Raw genomic sequence first — 16,824 nt, forward strand, 5'->3', positions numbered from 1 at the left:
AAGCATAAAACGGCTAGCAGCCTTACTTTTTATTAAATCTTATGTATAAATACACATAACAAATATAGACTATGTTTAGATAACAGCCTTACGGAAAACCGTAAAATTAGATTGTTTTTAATCTTTCTTATTAAATTATACCTAGATCTTTAGATTTTGCGATTAAGTTAATAGTATTTTTTGCTTTAAAATAATTTTTTAGGTTATTTATTCTTTTCTCAATAGTACTTGTGCTTGATGGTGACACTTTTTTTCTTTTAAAAATTTTAGAAATTTCTGATTGATTGTAACCTTGCTCTAACATTCTTAAAAGTTCTATATCATAATTATCTATTTCTTGATGGCATTTATTGGTATAAAGATTACTTAATGATTTTGAAAAGTATTTATTTCCTTGGTTAATTGCTTTAATTGCTTTTTCTAAATCTTTTTGATCGTTTCTGCCTTTACATACATATGCATCAATCTCTAAGTGGTTAAAAAAATATTCTATTTTATGTAATCTGTCTTCTATAGAAAATACAAGAATTTTAATGTTCTTATTTTCATTTTTAACAGCTTTAATTAAATCTTCTCCATTTAAAAAATTTACTTCTCTATGATCTTTGGCAAAAGATAAATCTGTAATCAACAAATCATAAGGAGAGTTGTCTTTTACTGCTTTTTTTATCATTATATACGCATCATCACAGTATTGAACAAAATCTCTTTTTTCTATATGAAATTTTTCTAAGATACTAGATAAACCTAAGTGAATGCTTTTTATATCTTCAGCTATAATTACTTTATTGATTCTAGACATTTAATAATTAAATTTTAAAATCATTTTAGTTCCTTTTTCTGTTTTCTCAAATTTCAGAATACCGTTTAATTCAGATATTCTATACTTTATATTATTTATACCGTTACTAGCGCTTTCTTTATTTAAATTAAAACCTTTCCCGTTATCACTGTACTTTATTTCTAATATTTTCGGGTGTTCTACAAAAGAAATTACAACTACATTAGCATTACTGTGCTTTTTCATATTTGTCATTAACTCTTGTAAAATTCTATAGATATTTAGCTTTAAATCGTTATTTATCTTTTTCCATAATGCTACAGAAGAGTTTTGAATTAAAATATTTGCATTTTCATTTTTAAAACTTGTAAGCATTGTGTTTAAGTTTCTGTGAAAGTTTTCTAACATTTCAGAACTATCATATTCTCTAGAAATATTTCTACTTCTGGCGTAAATACTTTCTAAGTGATCTAATATGTCATTTTTAGATGTTATTTGTTTATGTTCTAATTTATTAATTAGTGTATAAACCTCGTTAGCTACCTCATCATGCACTCTTTTAGATATTTTATTTTCTGTGTTGTAAATAGCTAATCTTTTGTTTTTTTGAGTTCTGTTTTTATGTATAATAAAGATAAGAATCATCATTATTAATAAAAATAAAATTATTATGATTGTAATAATGTATCTAGAATTTTCTTTTTCTATTTCTAATGCTCGCTCTGCCCCATCTGCCTCTAGTTTTAATATTTTTTGTTCATTAATTTCACTATCAAATCTAATTTTAGCAAATTGATTAGTGGCGTTTAATCTAGCATTATCTACACTATCGTTTAAAACAAAATATTTAGTTAAATACACGTCACTTTCTTTATCATCACAAAGAGCTAAAATTTTATACATTTCTAAACGATCATCTACTCCTTGTATTCTAGCTAAAGCTTTTTTGGCATTTAAAACAGCTTTCTGTTTATCTTTATCTTGATAGTATTTTGCTAAATGAATGTAATAAGAAATTCTTGGCCTAGCTTGGCTGTTTTCTATAAGATTTATTGCTTCTCTAATAAGTTTTAATCCGCTAGTATCTCCTTTTTTAAGTTTAGCATATCCTAAATTATCTAAAACTCTAGATTTTTCATTTATAGAATTATTATTAATAGTATCATTCAATAATTCATTAAAAAGTACAATACTTTCATCTATATGTCCTGCTTCTAACAAAAACATAGCTTTATTATTAATAAGTGTGGGTGTAAGTTGTTTATAGTTATTAATATCTATACATTTCTGAATCCAATGTATTGCACTATCATAATCTTTTTGATTAAAAGAAGTGATTGCTAATAAATTATAACCTCCTATTAAATATTGTATATTCTCTTCATTCTTTAAATCTAAATAATCTAGAGCTCTAATTTGGTTATTTTGACTTCCTACATAATCACCAAGTTTATTTTGTACACTAGCCATACGTATCATAGACTTAGCTATGTTTAAGCTATCTTCAATATCTAGGTACAATTTTTTAGATTTATTAAAATAATAATACGCTTTATCGTAAGAGTAACCGTTTTCGTAATAAAATAAACCTACATCATAATTAGCTTTTGCTAGATTTAGCTTGAGCTCAGATTTTTCAGCATAATTTATTAAAGTATCAATAAATGGTGAAATTTCTTTTTCATTTACGCTATCTTTATATATATTAAACATATAAGAATAAGCCTTAAAAGCAGAAATATTATTCTCGTCTATTTTAGCTATTTTAAAAACAGAATCTAATTGGCTAAATTGATACGAAGAAAATATAGAATCTCTCTCTTCGTGATTAATTAATTCTCTTTGTACTAGTTTTCTTTTTTCTTCTTTACAGTTATAAAATAACACTGTTAGAAAAAAACTTATTAGAAGAATCTTATTATGACTTAATTTTGATTTTACCAAAATTGTAAATTTGTTTAAAGAGGCTATAAAAATACCTGTTTAGTATAAGAAATTCTAAAATCTTCCTAAATAAAATTAATTTTCGTGTTATAGTCCGTTAAAATTAAATGCGGTTAGGTTATTTTTTTTCAAATTGAAATGTTAAAAACAAACGCATCTAAATTTATATGAAAAAACTACTCTCTTTAAGCTCAATTTTTGTACTCATATGTTTATTCTCTTCTTCTGTAGCAATAGCACAGAAACACAAAGAAGTTTCTAAAACTATATTTTTTACATCTAATACTGGCTTTCAAGAAAAATCTAAATCTAGAGAGGTTTTATCTGCTATATCTAAAGCTTCTCAAACCGCAGAAAATGCATCTGTACTTTTAATTGGTAACCTTACACCTAAAGATGGTTTTGCTCAAAGAGACCAAAAAAATAGAAGAGCAGAAATTAAAAAATACTTGAGAGAAGAATTATTAAACCCATTGAAAGATTTTAATGGAAATTTAATATTTGGTCCTGGTTATAACGAATGGAATAAAGAGGGTCATGAAAATATTGACGACTTAGAATCTTTTTTACAAGATAATAGTAACTCTGATTTTTGGCCAGATGATGGCTGCGCTACAGAAAACGAGTCTTTAAGTGACGAAGTAGAACTTATTATGGTAGACTCTCAATGGTTTTTAGAAGATTGGGATAAACACCCATACATTAATAATAAATGCGATATAAAAACAAGAGAACAATTTTTTGTAGAATTTAAAGATGATATAAAAGATGCACAAGGCAAAACAGTTATTGTAGCAGTACACCACCCTGTTCTTAGTTTTTCTAAACTAGGTTTTTTTGATAAGATGGGAGGTTTTACTTCACAATCTTTTTACAGTAAAAAAAGGCAAGAATTAGCTGGAAGAATGGAAACTCTAGCCAACCAATTTGAAGATGTGATATTTATATCTGGTAGCGATAAAAATCTTCAGTTTATAGAAGATGATGGTCTGCCACAAATTATAAGTGGTACAAGCGTTAGTAAAACCCACAAAGTAAAAGATGATGAAGATTTACGTTTTTCTTCATTAAAGGTAGGCTACACAAAATTAACTGTATTTAAAGATGGAAGCTCTAAAGCTGAATTTTATAGTGTAGAAAACAGTAATTCAGAAAAAATTGGAGAACAGTTTATTAAACGAGAACGTATCTCTAAAGATGAAGTTAGTTACCACTCAAAAAGTGAATTTGGTAAAACCTATAAAGCTTCTGTTTACAAAAAAGAAGAGACAGATAAAAGTGGCATTTACAAAACCTTTTGGGGAGATCATTACAGAGATGTATATAGCAAAAAAATTGAAGTCCCTGTATTATTTATAGATACTTTACCAGGTAACCCAAAAGCAATTAGTGAAGGTGGTGGTAACCAATCTAGATCACTTAGAATTAAAGGAGATGATGATCACGAATACACACTTCGTGAAGTAGAAAAAAGTGCGTTACGTTTTATACAATCATTTATAAAAGATCATTATGTAAGAGATTACATGCAAAAAACAATTGCAGAAGATCTTGTACAAGATTTTTATACTACCGCGCATCCCTACGCTCCTTTTGCTGTAAACGATATTTTAGATGCGGTAAATATCTTTCACGCTAATCCAAAAATTTATTACCTACCTAAACAGAAGAATATAGGTATTTTTAATGAAGATTATGGTGATAAACTATACATGCTTGAAGAACACGTTGGAGATGAGAACAAAAGCTTTAAAGACTTTGGTGATGCAGATGATATTTTAAGTACTGCAGATATGTATTTAGAAGTACAAGAATCTAAAGACATACAAATAGACGAACCATTATTTATTAGAGCTCGTTTAATGGATATGCTAATGGGAGACTGGGATAGACACAGTGACCAATGGAGATGGGCAGAATTTGAGCAGGAAAACGGAAAGAAAATTTACAAAGTTATTCCTAGAGATAGAGATCAAGTATTCTCTAAATATGACGGCTTAGCGGTAGACTTATTTAAATTAGGAGTTCCTCTTTTTAGACCTATGCAAACTTTTGGTCCAGATATAAAAAGTGTAAAATGGTTAAATCTGGCAGGTTACCCTCTAGATAAAGCATTTATTAATGGTGCAACTTGGGAAGAATGGAAAACCCAAGCAGAATATATACAAAACAATTTAACCGAAGCAAAAATAGATGCGGCATTTGCAGCTTTACCTACAGATGTACAAGATGAAAGTATAGAGCAAATTGTAAAAGACTTAAAAGCTCGTAAAAATAATCTTGTAGATATTGCTAAACGTTATTACCTCTATCAAAAAAAGTTTGAAACTGTAATTGGTACAGAAGATGACGATCAATTTATAATTACTAGAAAAAAACAAGGAGTTACTCAAATACAAATGTATAATGAAGATAATGAACTAGTTTTTGATGAAGTTTATAAAAAAGATGAAACCAATCAAATTTGGATTTATGGTTTAGATGGAGACGATGAGTTTAAAATTGAAGGAGACGGAGATCATTATATTAAACTAAAGGTTATAGGCGGTGAAGAAAACGACATCTATAATTTTAAAAATAAACGAAATGCTAAGCTTTATGATTATAAAAGCAAAAAAAATACTATTGTAGAAGCTGGTAAAAAATGGTTAGTAGATTCTTATGAGATTAATAATTACAATCCAGACAAAAAACTTTCTAACCAAAACGTAGTATTACCAAGCATTGCTTTTGATCAAGATGCAGGTTTTCAAATTGGAGTAAATGACACTTATACTACTTATGGCTTGGCTAACAATCCGTTTGCTACTCAACATACTTTTGATGCTCGTTATCATGCAGCCACCAAGGGATTTTCTTTTAATTATTATGGAGAGTTTGCTCATATTTTTAAAGATTTAAATTTAGGGATAGATGCTAAATTTACTAGTCCTACCTACGCGATGAACTTTTTTGGTTACGGTAATCAAACTACATATTATGAAGATAATGTAACTATGGATTATAACAGAGTTGGCGTAAGCCAATGGAGTATTGCTCCTTCACTAATATGGAGACAAGAATTAGGCTATAGTGCATATTTTAAACCTTCTATAGAGTCTTATAAAGTAGAATATGAAGCTAATCAAACCACAGGTGAGTTCTTTAATAGTGATAATGATTTATTTGATAACCAAACCTATGCTGGTGCAGAAATAGGATTACAATTTAAAAATAAACCAGGACAAATTTCTTTTATTCGTCGTGGTATGGAGTATAAATTAGTTGGTGGTTATAAAACTAACATAAACGGTAATGACAATAAATTTGGATACATAAAGCCAACCATCTCTTTAGATTATCCTTTACACCCAAGTGGTGTAGCCGTAATTGCAACCAAAATTGAAGGTGAAGCTATTTTAGGAGATAACTATGAGTTTTACCACGGCGCAACTATTGGAGGTAACAATAGCTTAAGAGGTTACAGAAATGAGCGTTTTAATGGTAAATATTCATATTATCAAACTACAGATTTAAGAGTAGGTATTACAAAATTTAGAACTAATTTTATTCCTATACGTTTAGGGGTAACTGCAGGTTTTGATTATGGACGTGTTTGGCTAGATAATGATAATTCTGAAAAATGGCACAATAGTTATGGAGGCTCTGTATTTGTAAACGGTTTTCAGGCATTTACCGGTAATTTAGGATTTTACCATAGTGAAGATGGCAATCGAGTAATTTTCACCTTAGGGTTTAAGTTTTAAAATAATAATCATAAAGTTTTAAAAGCGTGAATACTTCTTCACGCTTTTTTTATGATTTCAACTTTTGTTTAGAAATTTCAACCGAAAAAATCTATAATTCAATTCATAATTCTTAAATTTGATACGGCTTTAGGGGTATTCTGTAAAGAATTGAGAGAGTCCCTTTGAACCTGATTCGGTTTACACCGGCGTAGGGAAAAGTTATAGATTATATATTCTTCATTTTTTAGAGGAAGTATCCTTCAGCCATTTATAATATTAAAAACTTAAATGAATGAAAGATCTTCTTTGGAAAAATATTCAAACTGTAAAGCAACAATCTCCTTTAATACATAACATTACCAATTATGTGGTAATGAATAATACTGCCAATGCATTATTGGCTACTGGTGCCTCACCTATTATGGCACACGCACACCCAGAAATGGTAGATATGATGAATATTTGCCAAGCATTAGTTATTAATATTGGTACGCTAGATGAGTATTGGGTTACTTCTATGAAAAAAGCAATTTCTCAAGCCAATCAATTACAAAAACCTTGGGTGTTAGACCCTGTTGGCGCTGGCGCAACACCTTATAGAGATAAAGTTTTAGCAGAGTTAGTAGCATTAAAACCTACTATTATTAGAGGTAACGCTTCAGAAATAATGGCACTAGCAAAAAATAATACAAGCTCTACAAAAGGGGTAGATAGCTCTGCAGAAAGTAATGAGGCTGTTGCTTCTGCTAAGTTTTTAGCAGAAAAATTTCAAGCTACTGTTTGTATTTCTGGTGCTACAGACATTATTATAAATCAGAAAAGAGAAATTCATCTATCTAACGGTCACCCATTAATGGCTAAAATTACAGGTATGGGCTGTACTGCAACTGCAATAATTGCTGCTTTCTCTGCGGTTATAGAAGATAAACTGGAAGCTACTGTTTCTGCTATGGCATTATTAGGTGTAGTAGGGCAATTAGCTGCTGCAGAAAGTAAAGGACCCGGAAGTTTACAAATAAATATTTTAGATAAACTACATTCCATTACGGAAGCAGAATTTATTTCAACCCTAAAAATAACAGAATAAGGTGCAAAAACATTTTCCTTATAAACTATATTTAGTTATTTCTGAAGAAGCTTGTTTACATCATCATTTTCTAGAAGTTGCAGAACGTGCAATTATTGGTGGTGTAGATATTGTACAGCTTCGCGAAAAAAATGCATCAACAAAAGAGTTTCAGCAAAAAGCATTGAGGTTAAAAGAAGTACTAGATAAATATAATGTACCGCTTATTATTAACGATAATCTAAAAGTTGCTAAACAAGTAGAGGCTTATGGTATTCATGTAGGAACCTCAGACATTCCCCCTACTCAAATTCGAGAAAAATGGAAAAACCTTGCTTGTTTAGGCTACTCTATAGAAGATAATAAACAATTTAATTCTGAAGAATTTAAAACGGCAGATTATTTGGGCATTAGCCCAGTATTTAAAACTCCCACTAAAACAGATACTATTATTGAATGGGGATTATCTGGAGTAAAAAAAATAAGAAGCAGTACAGATAAACCTTTAGTAGCTATAGGTAATATTAATACCACAAATGCACACCAAGTAATTAAAGCTGGTGCAAATTGTCTTGCGGTGGTTTCTGCTATTTGTGCAGCAAAATGCCCTACTCTAGCTGCAGAAAAACTAAGAAATGAAATTGAAAAATTATGAATAACAAAAAATATACCTACCCTTCTGTATTAACAATAGCAGGTTTTGATGGTAGTGGCGGTGCAGGCATACAGGCAGATATGAAAACTATTTCTGCTTTGGGTTGCTATGCTACCTCTGCCCTAACTGCCTTACCTGTACAAAATACAACAGGTGTAAAATCTATATTTTCTATTCCGGAGCAAGTTGTTGGAGACCAAATAGAAACCATTTTAGAAGATATTTTTCCTAATGCTGTAAAAATTGGTATGATTCATACCTCTAAATTGGTTAGCACCGTAGTAAATGTATTAAAAAAATACCCCAGTTTGCCTATTGTTTTTGATCCGGTTATGGTGGCAACTAGCGGAGACAAATTAATTGAAGATAAAACTATACAAAGTATTATTGAACAATTATTTCCTCTAGCAAGTGTAATTACGCCTAATCTTGATGAAGCTGAAATTCTTGCAGATATGAAAATTGAAAACGTAGAACAAATGAAAATTGCGGGTAAAAAAATTATGGAGCTTGGCTGCCAATCTGTATTACTAAAAGGCGGACATTTAAAAACCGAAAAACTTACTTCGCTCTATTTTTTGCCTAACGGAACTATTGAGAGTTTTGAATTTCAAAAATTTCAGACAAATAACACACACGGTTCTGGTTGTACGCTTTCTTCTGCTATTGCTTCTTACTTAGCTCAAGAAAAAGATTTACTAGAAGCCGTTAGTTTAGCGCAGAATTACATTCATCAAGCGATAGAAAACGGAAAAGATGTTGCTATAGGAAAAGGTAACGGACCTGTAAATCACTTTTTTAATCCACAAAAACTTATTAAAAATGAATTGGACAGATAAAACTTGGGAAGAGATTAAACCTATTTATCAAAAAATAATTGAAATGCCATTTATTAAAGAACTTAAAAATGGTACCCTACCCCTACAAAAGTTTCAGTTTTATATGGGGCAAGATTCATTTTATTTAGAAAATTTTGCCAGAAGCTTGGCTTTAATTAGCGCAAGAGCCCAAAATATTGATCATGCATTACAATTTATTCGTTTTGCAGAAGGTGCTATTGTGGTAGAAAAAGCTTTACATGATTCTTATTTTCAAGAATATGGTTTAGATAATCGAGGTAATATTGAACCTACCACCCATCATTACATTAGTTTTCTAAAAAGTACAGCTGCTTTAGATCAAGTTGAAATTGCTATGGCTGCAGTTTTACCCTGTTTTTGGATTTATCAAGAAGTTGGTAATTATATCTACAATAATAAAGTAGATAAAAATAACCCTTACCAAAATTGGATAAATACTTATGCCGGAGATGAATTTGAAGAGTTAGTCACTAAAGCTAAAAATATATGTAATCTCGTTGCAGAAAATTGTACTCAAGCTCAGCAACAAAAAATGACTCAAGCTTTTGTTACTGCAAGTCACCTAGAGTTTATGTTTTGGGATAGTGCCTATAATTTTAATAGATGGTCTAACTAAATTTTTCTAATAGAATTTTGCTTTTTTGACGATATCAAATAAATATTAACACGATTGGTAATCTTTAACATAAAAAAATGTCAATTCACAATTCTTAAAGATTATACGTAAGTGTTATTCTATAAATTTGAATAACAACAAAAAGAAACTTACTATGAAAGAGCAATTCTATTACCTTAACCGTGAACCATTTAAAGATGGTAATCGTTACATTCATACGTATGAATGTGAACTAAAACCAGCACCATTGTTTTTAATTAAATTAGGGTTTTTTAAAAATTCTAACCAAGCACTAAAAGAAGCTAAAAAATACTTTTCTAACGCTTCTTTGTGTGACAAATGTTGTGTTAAAACAGATGAGTTTATTTCTCATTCTTTTTTATACCAATACAACAATAACTCTCAAGGAACTTTATAATATTATAAGGAGGCTATCTAGTAGCCTCCTTAGTTATAATCTTCTCTGTAATGAAAACTTATAAAAAACGCGTTATAATTGGTGGTTGCTTGGCTACATTAATAACCTCTGTCGGCATGTTGGTTTTAGACCATATTTCTGGCTTAGAGGCTAAAGAGTTAATAAAAAGTTCTTTACCAAGAATGAACACTTTTTTTAATACAATTGTATTAGCTTCTGGTACTATATTAACCCTGTTACTTACTATTACTAATATAAGTTACGGTTCTCAAACAACTTTAAAAAAAGACTTTTATCATCGTTTTATTCATGTTGCAAAATTAGATGCGTTAGTATTTATTATTAGTGTAATTACATTTTTACTCATAAATAATCCATTAACACAAGCAGACAATATTCATATAAAAGTTTATACCTATTTATACTATAGCCTTTCTATAATTTCTAGTTTAGTCTGCGGTGCTATTGTTGCAGTAATTATTATGCTTTATGAGGCCATAACTACACTTATTAAAATTATAGGATTAGGCGTAGAAGATCACCCTCTTATAAATCAAGAAAACTCATCATCTTCAGAAAATAAACCATCGTAATTATACCTTGATTTTGAGTTATTTAATTAACTGTATATTTTCAATATTCTACACCTTTTAAAATAGATAATACAAACTTATTAATTATCAAATACTTAACATTCTTTAAAGAATCTATTAAGACATTTTTTATGCTTGTTTAGGTAAATTCGATAAATCCAAAAAATAAAAACTTATGAAAGAAAACCAATCTAAAAACTCTTCTTCAAAAGAAAAAGATTTAGAAAAAAACACACAATGTCCTCATGGAAAAACCATGACAACTAATCAGGGACAAAAAGTTAATGACACTAATAACTCTCTAAAAGCTGGAGAACGTGGAGCCACTTTACTAGAAGATTTTATTTTAAGAGAAAAAATTACTCATTTTGATCATGAACGTATTCCCGAAAGAATTGTACATGCTAGAGGAAGCGGGGCACACGGATATTTTGAATTATACGAAAGTCAAGAAAAATATACCAAAGCAGGAATATTTACCGATACAACAAGAAAAACACCCGTATTTGTACGTTTTTCTACCGTAGCAGGTAATAAGGGTTCTGCAGATTTGGCTAGAGATGTAAGAGGTTTTGCTACCAAATTTTATACAGAAGAAGGTATTTTTGATTTAGTGGGTAACAATATGCCTATCTTTTTTATACAAGATGCTATGAAGTTTCCGGATTTAATACATTCTGTAAAACCAGAACCAGACAGAGATATCCCTCAAGCTGCCTCTGCCCACGATACTTTTTACGATTTTGTTTCTCACACTACAGAAACTTTACATAATCAAATTTGGGTAATGAGTGATCGCGCTATACCTAGAAGTTTTAGAATGATGGAAGGTTTTGGTATACATACGTTTAGACTTATTAATGCAGAAGGAAAATCTCATTTTGTAAAATTTCATTGGAAACCCTTATTAGGTGTACATTCTGTTACTTGGGATGAAGCTGTTAAAATTCACGGAGCAGATGCAGATTTTCATAGAAGAGACCTTTGGGATGCTATTGAAGCTGGACAATACCCAGAATGGGAATTAGGTTTTCAAATTATACCTGAAGAAGATGAGCATAAATTTGATTTTGATATTTTAGACCCTACTAAACTTATTCCTGAAGAAATGGTTCCTGTACAAAGAGTAGGTAAAATGACCCTTAACAGAAATCCAGAAAACTTTTTTGCAGAAACAGAACAAGTAGCATTTCATCCGGGGCACGTAGTACCTGGTATAGATTTTACCAACGATCCGCTTTTACAAGGTAGGCTATTCTCTTATACAGATACACAACTCTCTCGTCTTGGTAGTCCTAATTTTGCTGAAATACCAATTAATAGACCTGTAAATGAAGTGCATAATAACCAACGAGATGCACATATGAGAATGACTATTAATAAAGGGAAAACAGCATATTTCCCTAACTCTATTGGTGGTGGCTGTCCGCATTTAGCTAAAATGGCAGAAGGCGGTTTTACTTCTTATGAAGAGAGAATAGATGCTAGAAAAATTAGAGAACGTAGTGAAAGTTTTAACGATCATTTTAGTCAACCTGCTTTATTTTACCGCAGTTTACAACCTTGGGAGCAAAAACACGTTGCAGAAGCTTATACTTTTGAGTTAGGTAAATGTACCTATGATCATATTAAACAAAGAATGCTTTACATTTTAAATCAAATTGATGAAGATTTAGCCAACAAAGTAGCAAATGGTTTGGGTATGCAAATTCCTGATAGTGTAGATGGCCCATTAAATCAAGCTATTGGTGCAGATGCAGATGTAGAAAAGCATCAGCCACCAAAAAAGAAAAATTATCTTGATAAATCTGAAGCTTTAAGCCAAACACATTTAGAAAACAAAGGTATTGTTAGTAGAAAAATTGCAGCACTAGTTAGTGATGGTTTTAGCCACGAAGATTTTTCAGAAATGAAAAAATATTTAGAAAATAATGGTGCAGAAGTAACCATTGTTGCAACTCACGGTGGTACTGTAACTTGCAGTGAAAATAAAGACCATAAAGTAGGTGCTGCATTATTAACTACAGAAAGCGTACTTTATGATGCATTATACATACCAGGAGGCAAAAAAAGCATTGATGCATTATTAGATGAAGCTAAAGCAAAAAAGTTTATTAATGAAACGTTGAAACATTGTAAAGCTATTGCCATAGATAATGAAGCGGAAGAACTTTTTGATGCTACTTATGGTAAAGATTTTAAAGATGACGAAGCAGTTTTTATTAATAAATCTGCAGAAGATTTTGCAAAAGCTATTGCCAACCATAGAAATTGGGATAGAGAAGATCAAGCAAAATCTATACCTGCCTAAATCTTATAACCAAAGCTTACTTAAAAGAGTAAGCTTTGGTTTTTATAATTTATTTAGCGTATGAAGACTATTGTTATTTTACTATTTACTTCTGTTATTGCTACTTTGTGTATGTCTGCATTTAGCTATTTATACTCCAACATTATTAACCAGAATTTTAAAGAACCTCAATTATTAAATATTCTTATACAAAGACTTAGCCTTGTAAACTTTACAAAACAAATTTTTATAGGTTGGTTACTACATTTATTTACAGGTGTTATTTTTATGGTAGGGCTCTATTTTTTGTGGCAAAATTATATAGTACCTAACTGGTTTAACACCCTATTACTTGGTGTAGTACTCGGGCTAATTGGTGCACTAATTTGGAAAATAACTTTTAGCTTACACCCTAACCCTCCTAATATAAATTTATCACACTATATAATTCATTTAATTTTAGCCCATGTGGTATTTAGTTATTCAGCTTGGGTAGTACTAAAGTTACTATTTAACTAACTCTTATTTTTTATGTATTCACTAGGTAAAATTTTAAAGCGCTCTTTAAATATTTTTGAAAAATAACTTCTGCTAGACAACCCCAAAGCATATACAATTTCGCTTATATTCTTTTCCCCTTCATTTAGCAATTCAATTGCCTTATTTAGTCTTACATTATTTAAATATTCATTTACGCTCTGTTGAAACTGAAGCTGAAACCCTTGCTGAATTTTCCCATTATTAATACCAAATTTGTTTGCTAACTCATCTATATTTTTAAATTCACTATAGTTGTGCTGAATGTAATTAGCAATCTCATTAATTACATTTACATCGCGTTTACGTAATATTTTTGGGTCGCTATTATTTTTAATATCATCTTCATATTGACTTAGCATTGCTGCTAAAATTTCTAAAGACTTAGCTCCTATATAATTAATTCTTATAAAACCATTTTTAGAAAACCTTTCTATATCTCTTATTATTTCACTTATTTGTAAACTATAATTACTGGTATAAAACATTTCATTTTTTCCTTCTACATCAGCAAAAATTTTATAAAAGTATAGAGGTAACTTCTCTAACTTATAATTAAAATGTGATTGAAATATTTTTCTATCAATTTCTACTGATTGAAAAAAGAACTCTTCATTTTCTTTAAATTTATAAATATGCCCAGCGTCTTTAGGGCTAGAAATAATAGCACTTTGTAACTCTTTAAGGCTTTTACGTTCTGCATCAGGTTTTACAGCGTGAGTTAACTTACCTTTTACTATATAAATAAATTTTAACGGATGTGTTTCTTTACTTTTAAAATAAATAGCTACATTATGTTTAAACATTCCTTTAAAAGACAACATACCTACTCCATTAGGAAAATTAACGCCATTTATACTACCTGTACCAAATTGTTCTGGTATTTCTAAAGTATATTCTGTAAAATTTTCTTTCACAGAAGTTTGCATATAGTTTGAAAGCTCATATAAAATGTCTTTCACTTTAAGATGATTAATATTAAAAACTTGCATAATTAATAAAGTTTACTCGAGAATAAGTAATGCTTACTTTGTTCTTTCTATAATTTGGTATTGTATTGGTTTAAAAGAATGGTTATTACTATCTTCTGCAGAACAAGCGGTTAACCCAACAATTAAATCTATTTCTGCTTTAAAAAGTACATAATCTCCAGCCTTGCTAGTTGGTGGTTCTACACTTAATTTACCTTTGGCATCAAATTGCACATTCATAAAAATATTAAAGGCGGTAGGTATATCGTCTGGCCTAACCCCAAATGGCTCAAGGTTAATTAATAAATTTTCAAAACAACTAGGATGAGGTTCGTGATTATTATACATTATTTGAAATGTTGCTGGACTACACGGTGCTAATAAAAAATCATTTCTTCCGTTTGTGTCTTCTAATATTTCCATCATTTTGTGGCTACGGTTACTCCATAAAAAATTACCTTTCGTAAGAAGAATACTTTCTTCAAAATCCATAGTTTTTCCGTTAGATATTTTTTCTCTTATATCATCTTTATTAAAAAGAACCATATCACTTACTTGTTGCCCTTCGGGATCTATCACCTTTAAAAAGTCACCTTTTTTTAAGGTAAATGCAGCTCCTGTTTGCTTTCTAATTGTATTTAATCTACTCATAATATTTCTATTTTTAATGAAATGGACATTTCCAGCTTTCTTCAACTTTTCTGCCACTATACTGTCTAGCTTCACTTCCCTCTCCAAAATCTTCTAACATAGGGTTAATGGAGCCTTGCAACTGTTTATCTCTTTTTCTTATTCTATTTCTTATAGAAGTATAAATATTCATTTCTCGTAGTTTTTCAAATTGCACATGTAAATTAAAAACCAGTGCAAAACTTGGACTTTTTCTTGCTAACCTACTACTGTTAGGGTGCATACCTACAATATAAAAAGATTTACCTAACAAACTGTAACTAAAATCTTTATGATTTGGATCTGCATTTACTGTATTATCCCAATCGTGTTTATCTAAATTAGAAAGTAATTGTAACTGTTTCCAGAGTTTATGCTCAAATTCTTTTTCTGAAACAGGTTTTTCTTGAGAAAATACTGCAATAAAACTTTTCATTTTTTTAGAATGAAAATTATAATTAACTACATATTCATTTAAATCTTCTAAGAGCTTTTTACTCTTTTTTTCATCTGCAATATGTTGATAATCGTACAACAGTACATTGTTTTGATTAAATACTGTTTGTGCCATAATGCACGGGTGATTATTGTCTAGAATAAATTGATTGAAGGTCTGTTGGAGGTCTGTTGCTTTCATAGTTTTTTCTATCAAATTTCTCGCATTTAATAAAAAAACTGTACTATAAAACCGTTAATAATTAGTGGTATTAGCTTAAAATGCTATAATAATTATTAAATTTATAATAAATAGTCTTAAATAAAATATAAAGTGTAAAATGTTATTTTACTTCAAAGGGAATTTGTAAAAAAAAATACTTCAATAAAAAGTTGAAAAAACTAAAGAAAATAAATAAAAAAACCCTCTGAAAATCAGAGGGTTTGAAACTTATAAAGTGATCGCACCAGGATTCGAACCTATTTGAAAACCTTTGTATTTATTAATCTTAGCTAAAGTATCCGTGTAATTGTTAACCTCTATGACTTTTTACTCTCGTCTATATTTTAAAAAGGATAATTAAAAAAAATTATCCCTGTTTAGCAAATTTAATGATTTTAATTTTCAATTAACTCCTATATAATTAAAAATTGGCAGAAATAAATATTCAATTGAAAAGAATCTTTCGCAAAACTTCTTCAATATTAATTTTTCAGACTAAATATAGTTATTGCACATAATTCTTTTTTATACTTGTCAATAATATCACAGAGCAAATATTTGGGTCTAATACCGATGATTTAATTTAAAAAGACCCACAAAATTGCCGATTTTTTATAGTTTAGTATTTAAAATTAATTTCCTTCTCCCCTTTTTTTCTTGAAGTTCTAATTGAAGTTTCTCATCTTCTCCTAACACAAATTTCGGAAAAACATAAACAAACCTAAAGCTTTGGTTATGGTACACTTTATCGAGCATTTTATACTTTAAAAAGGACTTTATCTAACCATATACCTAAACGATTACAAATCCCTTTTAAATCTAACATTGCCTGATCGCTATTTTTTGATTTATGCCATAAGGTAAAATTGGGCTTAGCGTAGGTTTTACCAGTTTCATAATGCTAGTTATCGTAATAACCTATGGCTTGCATCGCTTCTTTTACCTCTGTATGATTTAGATCGATATCATAGGAAATCACAATATTTCCTCTCGTTTTTCCCATTTTTATAATTTTTATAATTTTTATAATTGTACTGT

15 protein-coding genes and 1 riboswitch are annotated in these 16,824 nt (G+C 29.7%); of the genes, 9 read left to right on the forward strand and 6 right to left on the reverse strand.

The genetic code is table 11. From position 1 onward, the window contains the following. Nucleotides 1–130: 130 nt before the first annotated feature. Both BUC03_RS06410 and BUC03_RS06415 read right to left on the reverse strand, forming a co-directional pair. A complete protein-coding gene (locus BUC03_RS06410; protein WP_073149464.1) occupies nucleotides 131–802 on the reverse strand; it encodes a response regulator transcription factor in 672 nt (223 codons plus the stop codon). Further along, on the reverse strand, nucleotides 803–2,668 hold the full coding sequence (locus BUC03_RS06415) for a tetratricopeptide repeat-containing sensor histidine kinase (RefSeq protein ID WP_073149466.1): 1,866 nt from the start codon (nucleotides 2,666–2,668) through the stop codon (nucleotides 803–805). It lies immediately after the preceding gene. Nucleotides 2,669–2,892: 224 nt separating this feature from the next. Between BUC03_RS06415 and BUC03_RS06420 the strand changes: the two genes are divergently transcribed. From BUC03_RS06420 to BUC03_RS06460, 9 genes are all read left to right on the forward strand, one after another. Continuing rightward, nucleotides 2,893–6,471: a bifunctional metallophosphoesterase/BamA family protein gene (locus BUC03_RS06420; protein WP_073149468.1), complete on the forward strand. Its 3,579-nt coding sequence runs from the start codon at nucleotides 2,893–2,895 to the stop codon at nucleotides 6,469–6,471. Between the two features lie 121 nt (nucleotides 6,472–6,592). Further along, nucleotides 6,593–6,685, forward strand: a riboswitch (TPP riboswitch). Nucleotides 6,686–6,745: 60 nt separating this feature from the next. Next, entirely contained in the window at nucleotides 6,746–7,540 is a 795-nt protein-coding gene (gene thiM, locus BUC03_RS06425) for a hydroxyethylthiazole kinase (RefSeq protein WP_073149470.1), read from the forward strand. Nucleotide 7,541: 1 nt separating this feature from the next. Further along, nucleotides 7,542–8,174 carry a thiamine phosphate synthase gene (gene thiE / locus BUC03_RS06430; RefSeq protein ID WP_073149472.1) on the forward strand — a complete coding sequence of 211 codons (633 nt, stop codon included), beginning with the start codon at nucleotides 7,542–7,544 and terminating at the stop codon, nucleotides 8,172–8,174. Continuing rightward, a complete protein-coding gene (thiD, locus tag BUC03_RS06435) occupies nucleotides 8,171–9,013 on the forward strand; it encodes a bifunctional hydroxymethylpyrimidine kinase/phosphomethylpyrimidine kinase (protein ID WP_073149474.1) in 843 nt (280 codons plus the stop codon). Before thiE ends, thiD begins: the two co-directional genes overlap by 4 nt. Then, the gene (gene tenA / locus BUC03_RS06440; RefSeq protein ID WP_073149476.1) at nucleotides 8,997–9,650 is read left to right on the forward strand and encodes a thiaminase II; all 654 of its coding nucleotides are present in this window, start codon (nucleotides 8,997–8,999) and stop codon (nucleotides 9,648–9,650) included. The genes thiD and tenA overlap by 17 nt, the downstream gene beginning before the upstream one ends. Before the next feature lie 154 nt (nucleotides 9,651–9,804). Continuing rightward, nucleotides 9,805–10,068 carry a hypothetical protein gene (locus BUC03_RS06445; protein WP_073149478.1) on the forward strand — a complete coding sequence of 88 codons (264 nt, stop codon included), beginning with the start codon at nucleotides 9,805–9,807 and terminating at the stop codon, nucleotides 10,066–10,068. A 50-nt stretch (nucleotides 10,069–10,118) separates the two neighbouring features. Beyond that, nucleotides 10,119–10,661, forward strand: a complete 543-nt coding sequence (locus BUC03_RS06450) for a hypothetical protein (RefSeq protein WP_073149480.1) — start codon at nucleotides 10,119–10,121, stop codon at nucleotides 10,659–10,661. 175 nt (nucleotides 10,662–10,836) lie between these two features. Continuing rightward, nucleotides 10,837–12,972, forward strand: coding sequence for a catalase (locus BUC03_RS06455; RefSeq protein WP_073149482.1), 2,136 nt, complete (start codon nucleotides 10,837–10,839; stop codon nucleotides 12,970–12,972). Nucleotides 12,973–13,032: 60 nt separating this feature from the next. Then, nucleotides 13,033–13,470 carry a hypothetical protein gene (locus BUC03_RS06460; RefSeq protein ID WP_143159149.1) on the forward strand — a complete coding sequence of 146 codons (438 nt, stop codon included), beginning with the start codon at nucleotides 13,033–13,035 and terminating at the stop codon, nucleotides 13,468–13,470. Here BUC03_RS06460 and BUC03_RS06465 read toward each other — a convergent pair. From BUC03_RS06465 to BUC03_RS15440, 4 genes are all read right to left on the reverse strand, one after another. Beyond that, complete coding sequence (locus BUC03_RS06465; protein ID WP_073149486.1) at nucleotides 13,467–14,480, reverse strand: helix-turn-helix domain-containing protein; 1,014 nt, start codon at nucleotides 14,478–14,480, stop codon at nucleotides 13,467–13,469. The two genes, BUC03_RS06460 and BUC03_RS06465, sit on opposite strands and share 4 nt — an antisense overlap. A 33-nt stretch (nucleotides 14,481–14,513) precedes the next feature. Beyond that, entirely contained in the window at nucleotides 14,514–15,110 is a 597-nt protein-coding gene (locus BUC03_RS06470; protein WP_073149488.1) for a DUF1989 domain-containing protein, read from the reverse strand. A 13-nt stretch (nucleotides 15,111–15,123) separates the two neighbouring features. Beyond that, nucleotides 15,124–15,765 (reverse strand): guanitoxin biosynthesis heme-dependent pre-guanitoxin N-hydroxylase GntA, encoded by a 642-nt coding sequence (gene gntA / locus BUC03_RS06475; protein WP_073149490.1) that lies wholly within the window; start codon nucleotides 15,763–15,765, stop codon nucleotides 15,124–15,126. 633 nt (nucleotides 15,766–16,398) lie between these two features. Then, nucleotides 16,399–16,566 carry a DUF4138 domain-containing protein gene (locus tag BUC03_RS15440; RefSeq protein ID WP_317041155.1) on the reverse strand — a complete coding sequence of 56 codons (168 nt, stop codon included), beginning with the start codon at nucleotides 16,564–16,566 and terminating at the stop codon, nucleotides 16,399–16,401. Nucleotides 16,567–16,824: the final 258 nt, after the last annotated feature.

The organism is Mesonia phycicola (genome assembly GCF_900141885.1).
Taxonomy (GTDB): Bacteria; Bacteroidota; Bacteroidia; order Flavobacteriales; family Flavobacteriaceae; genus Mesonia; species Mesonia phycicola.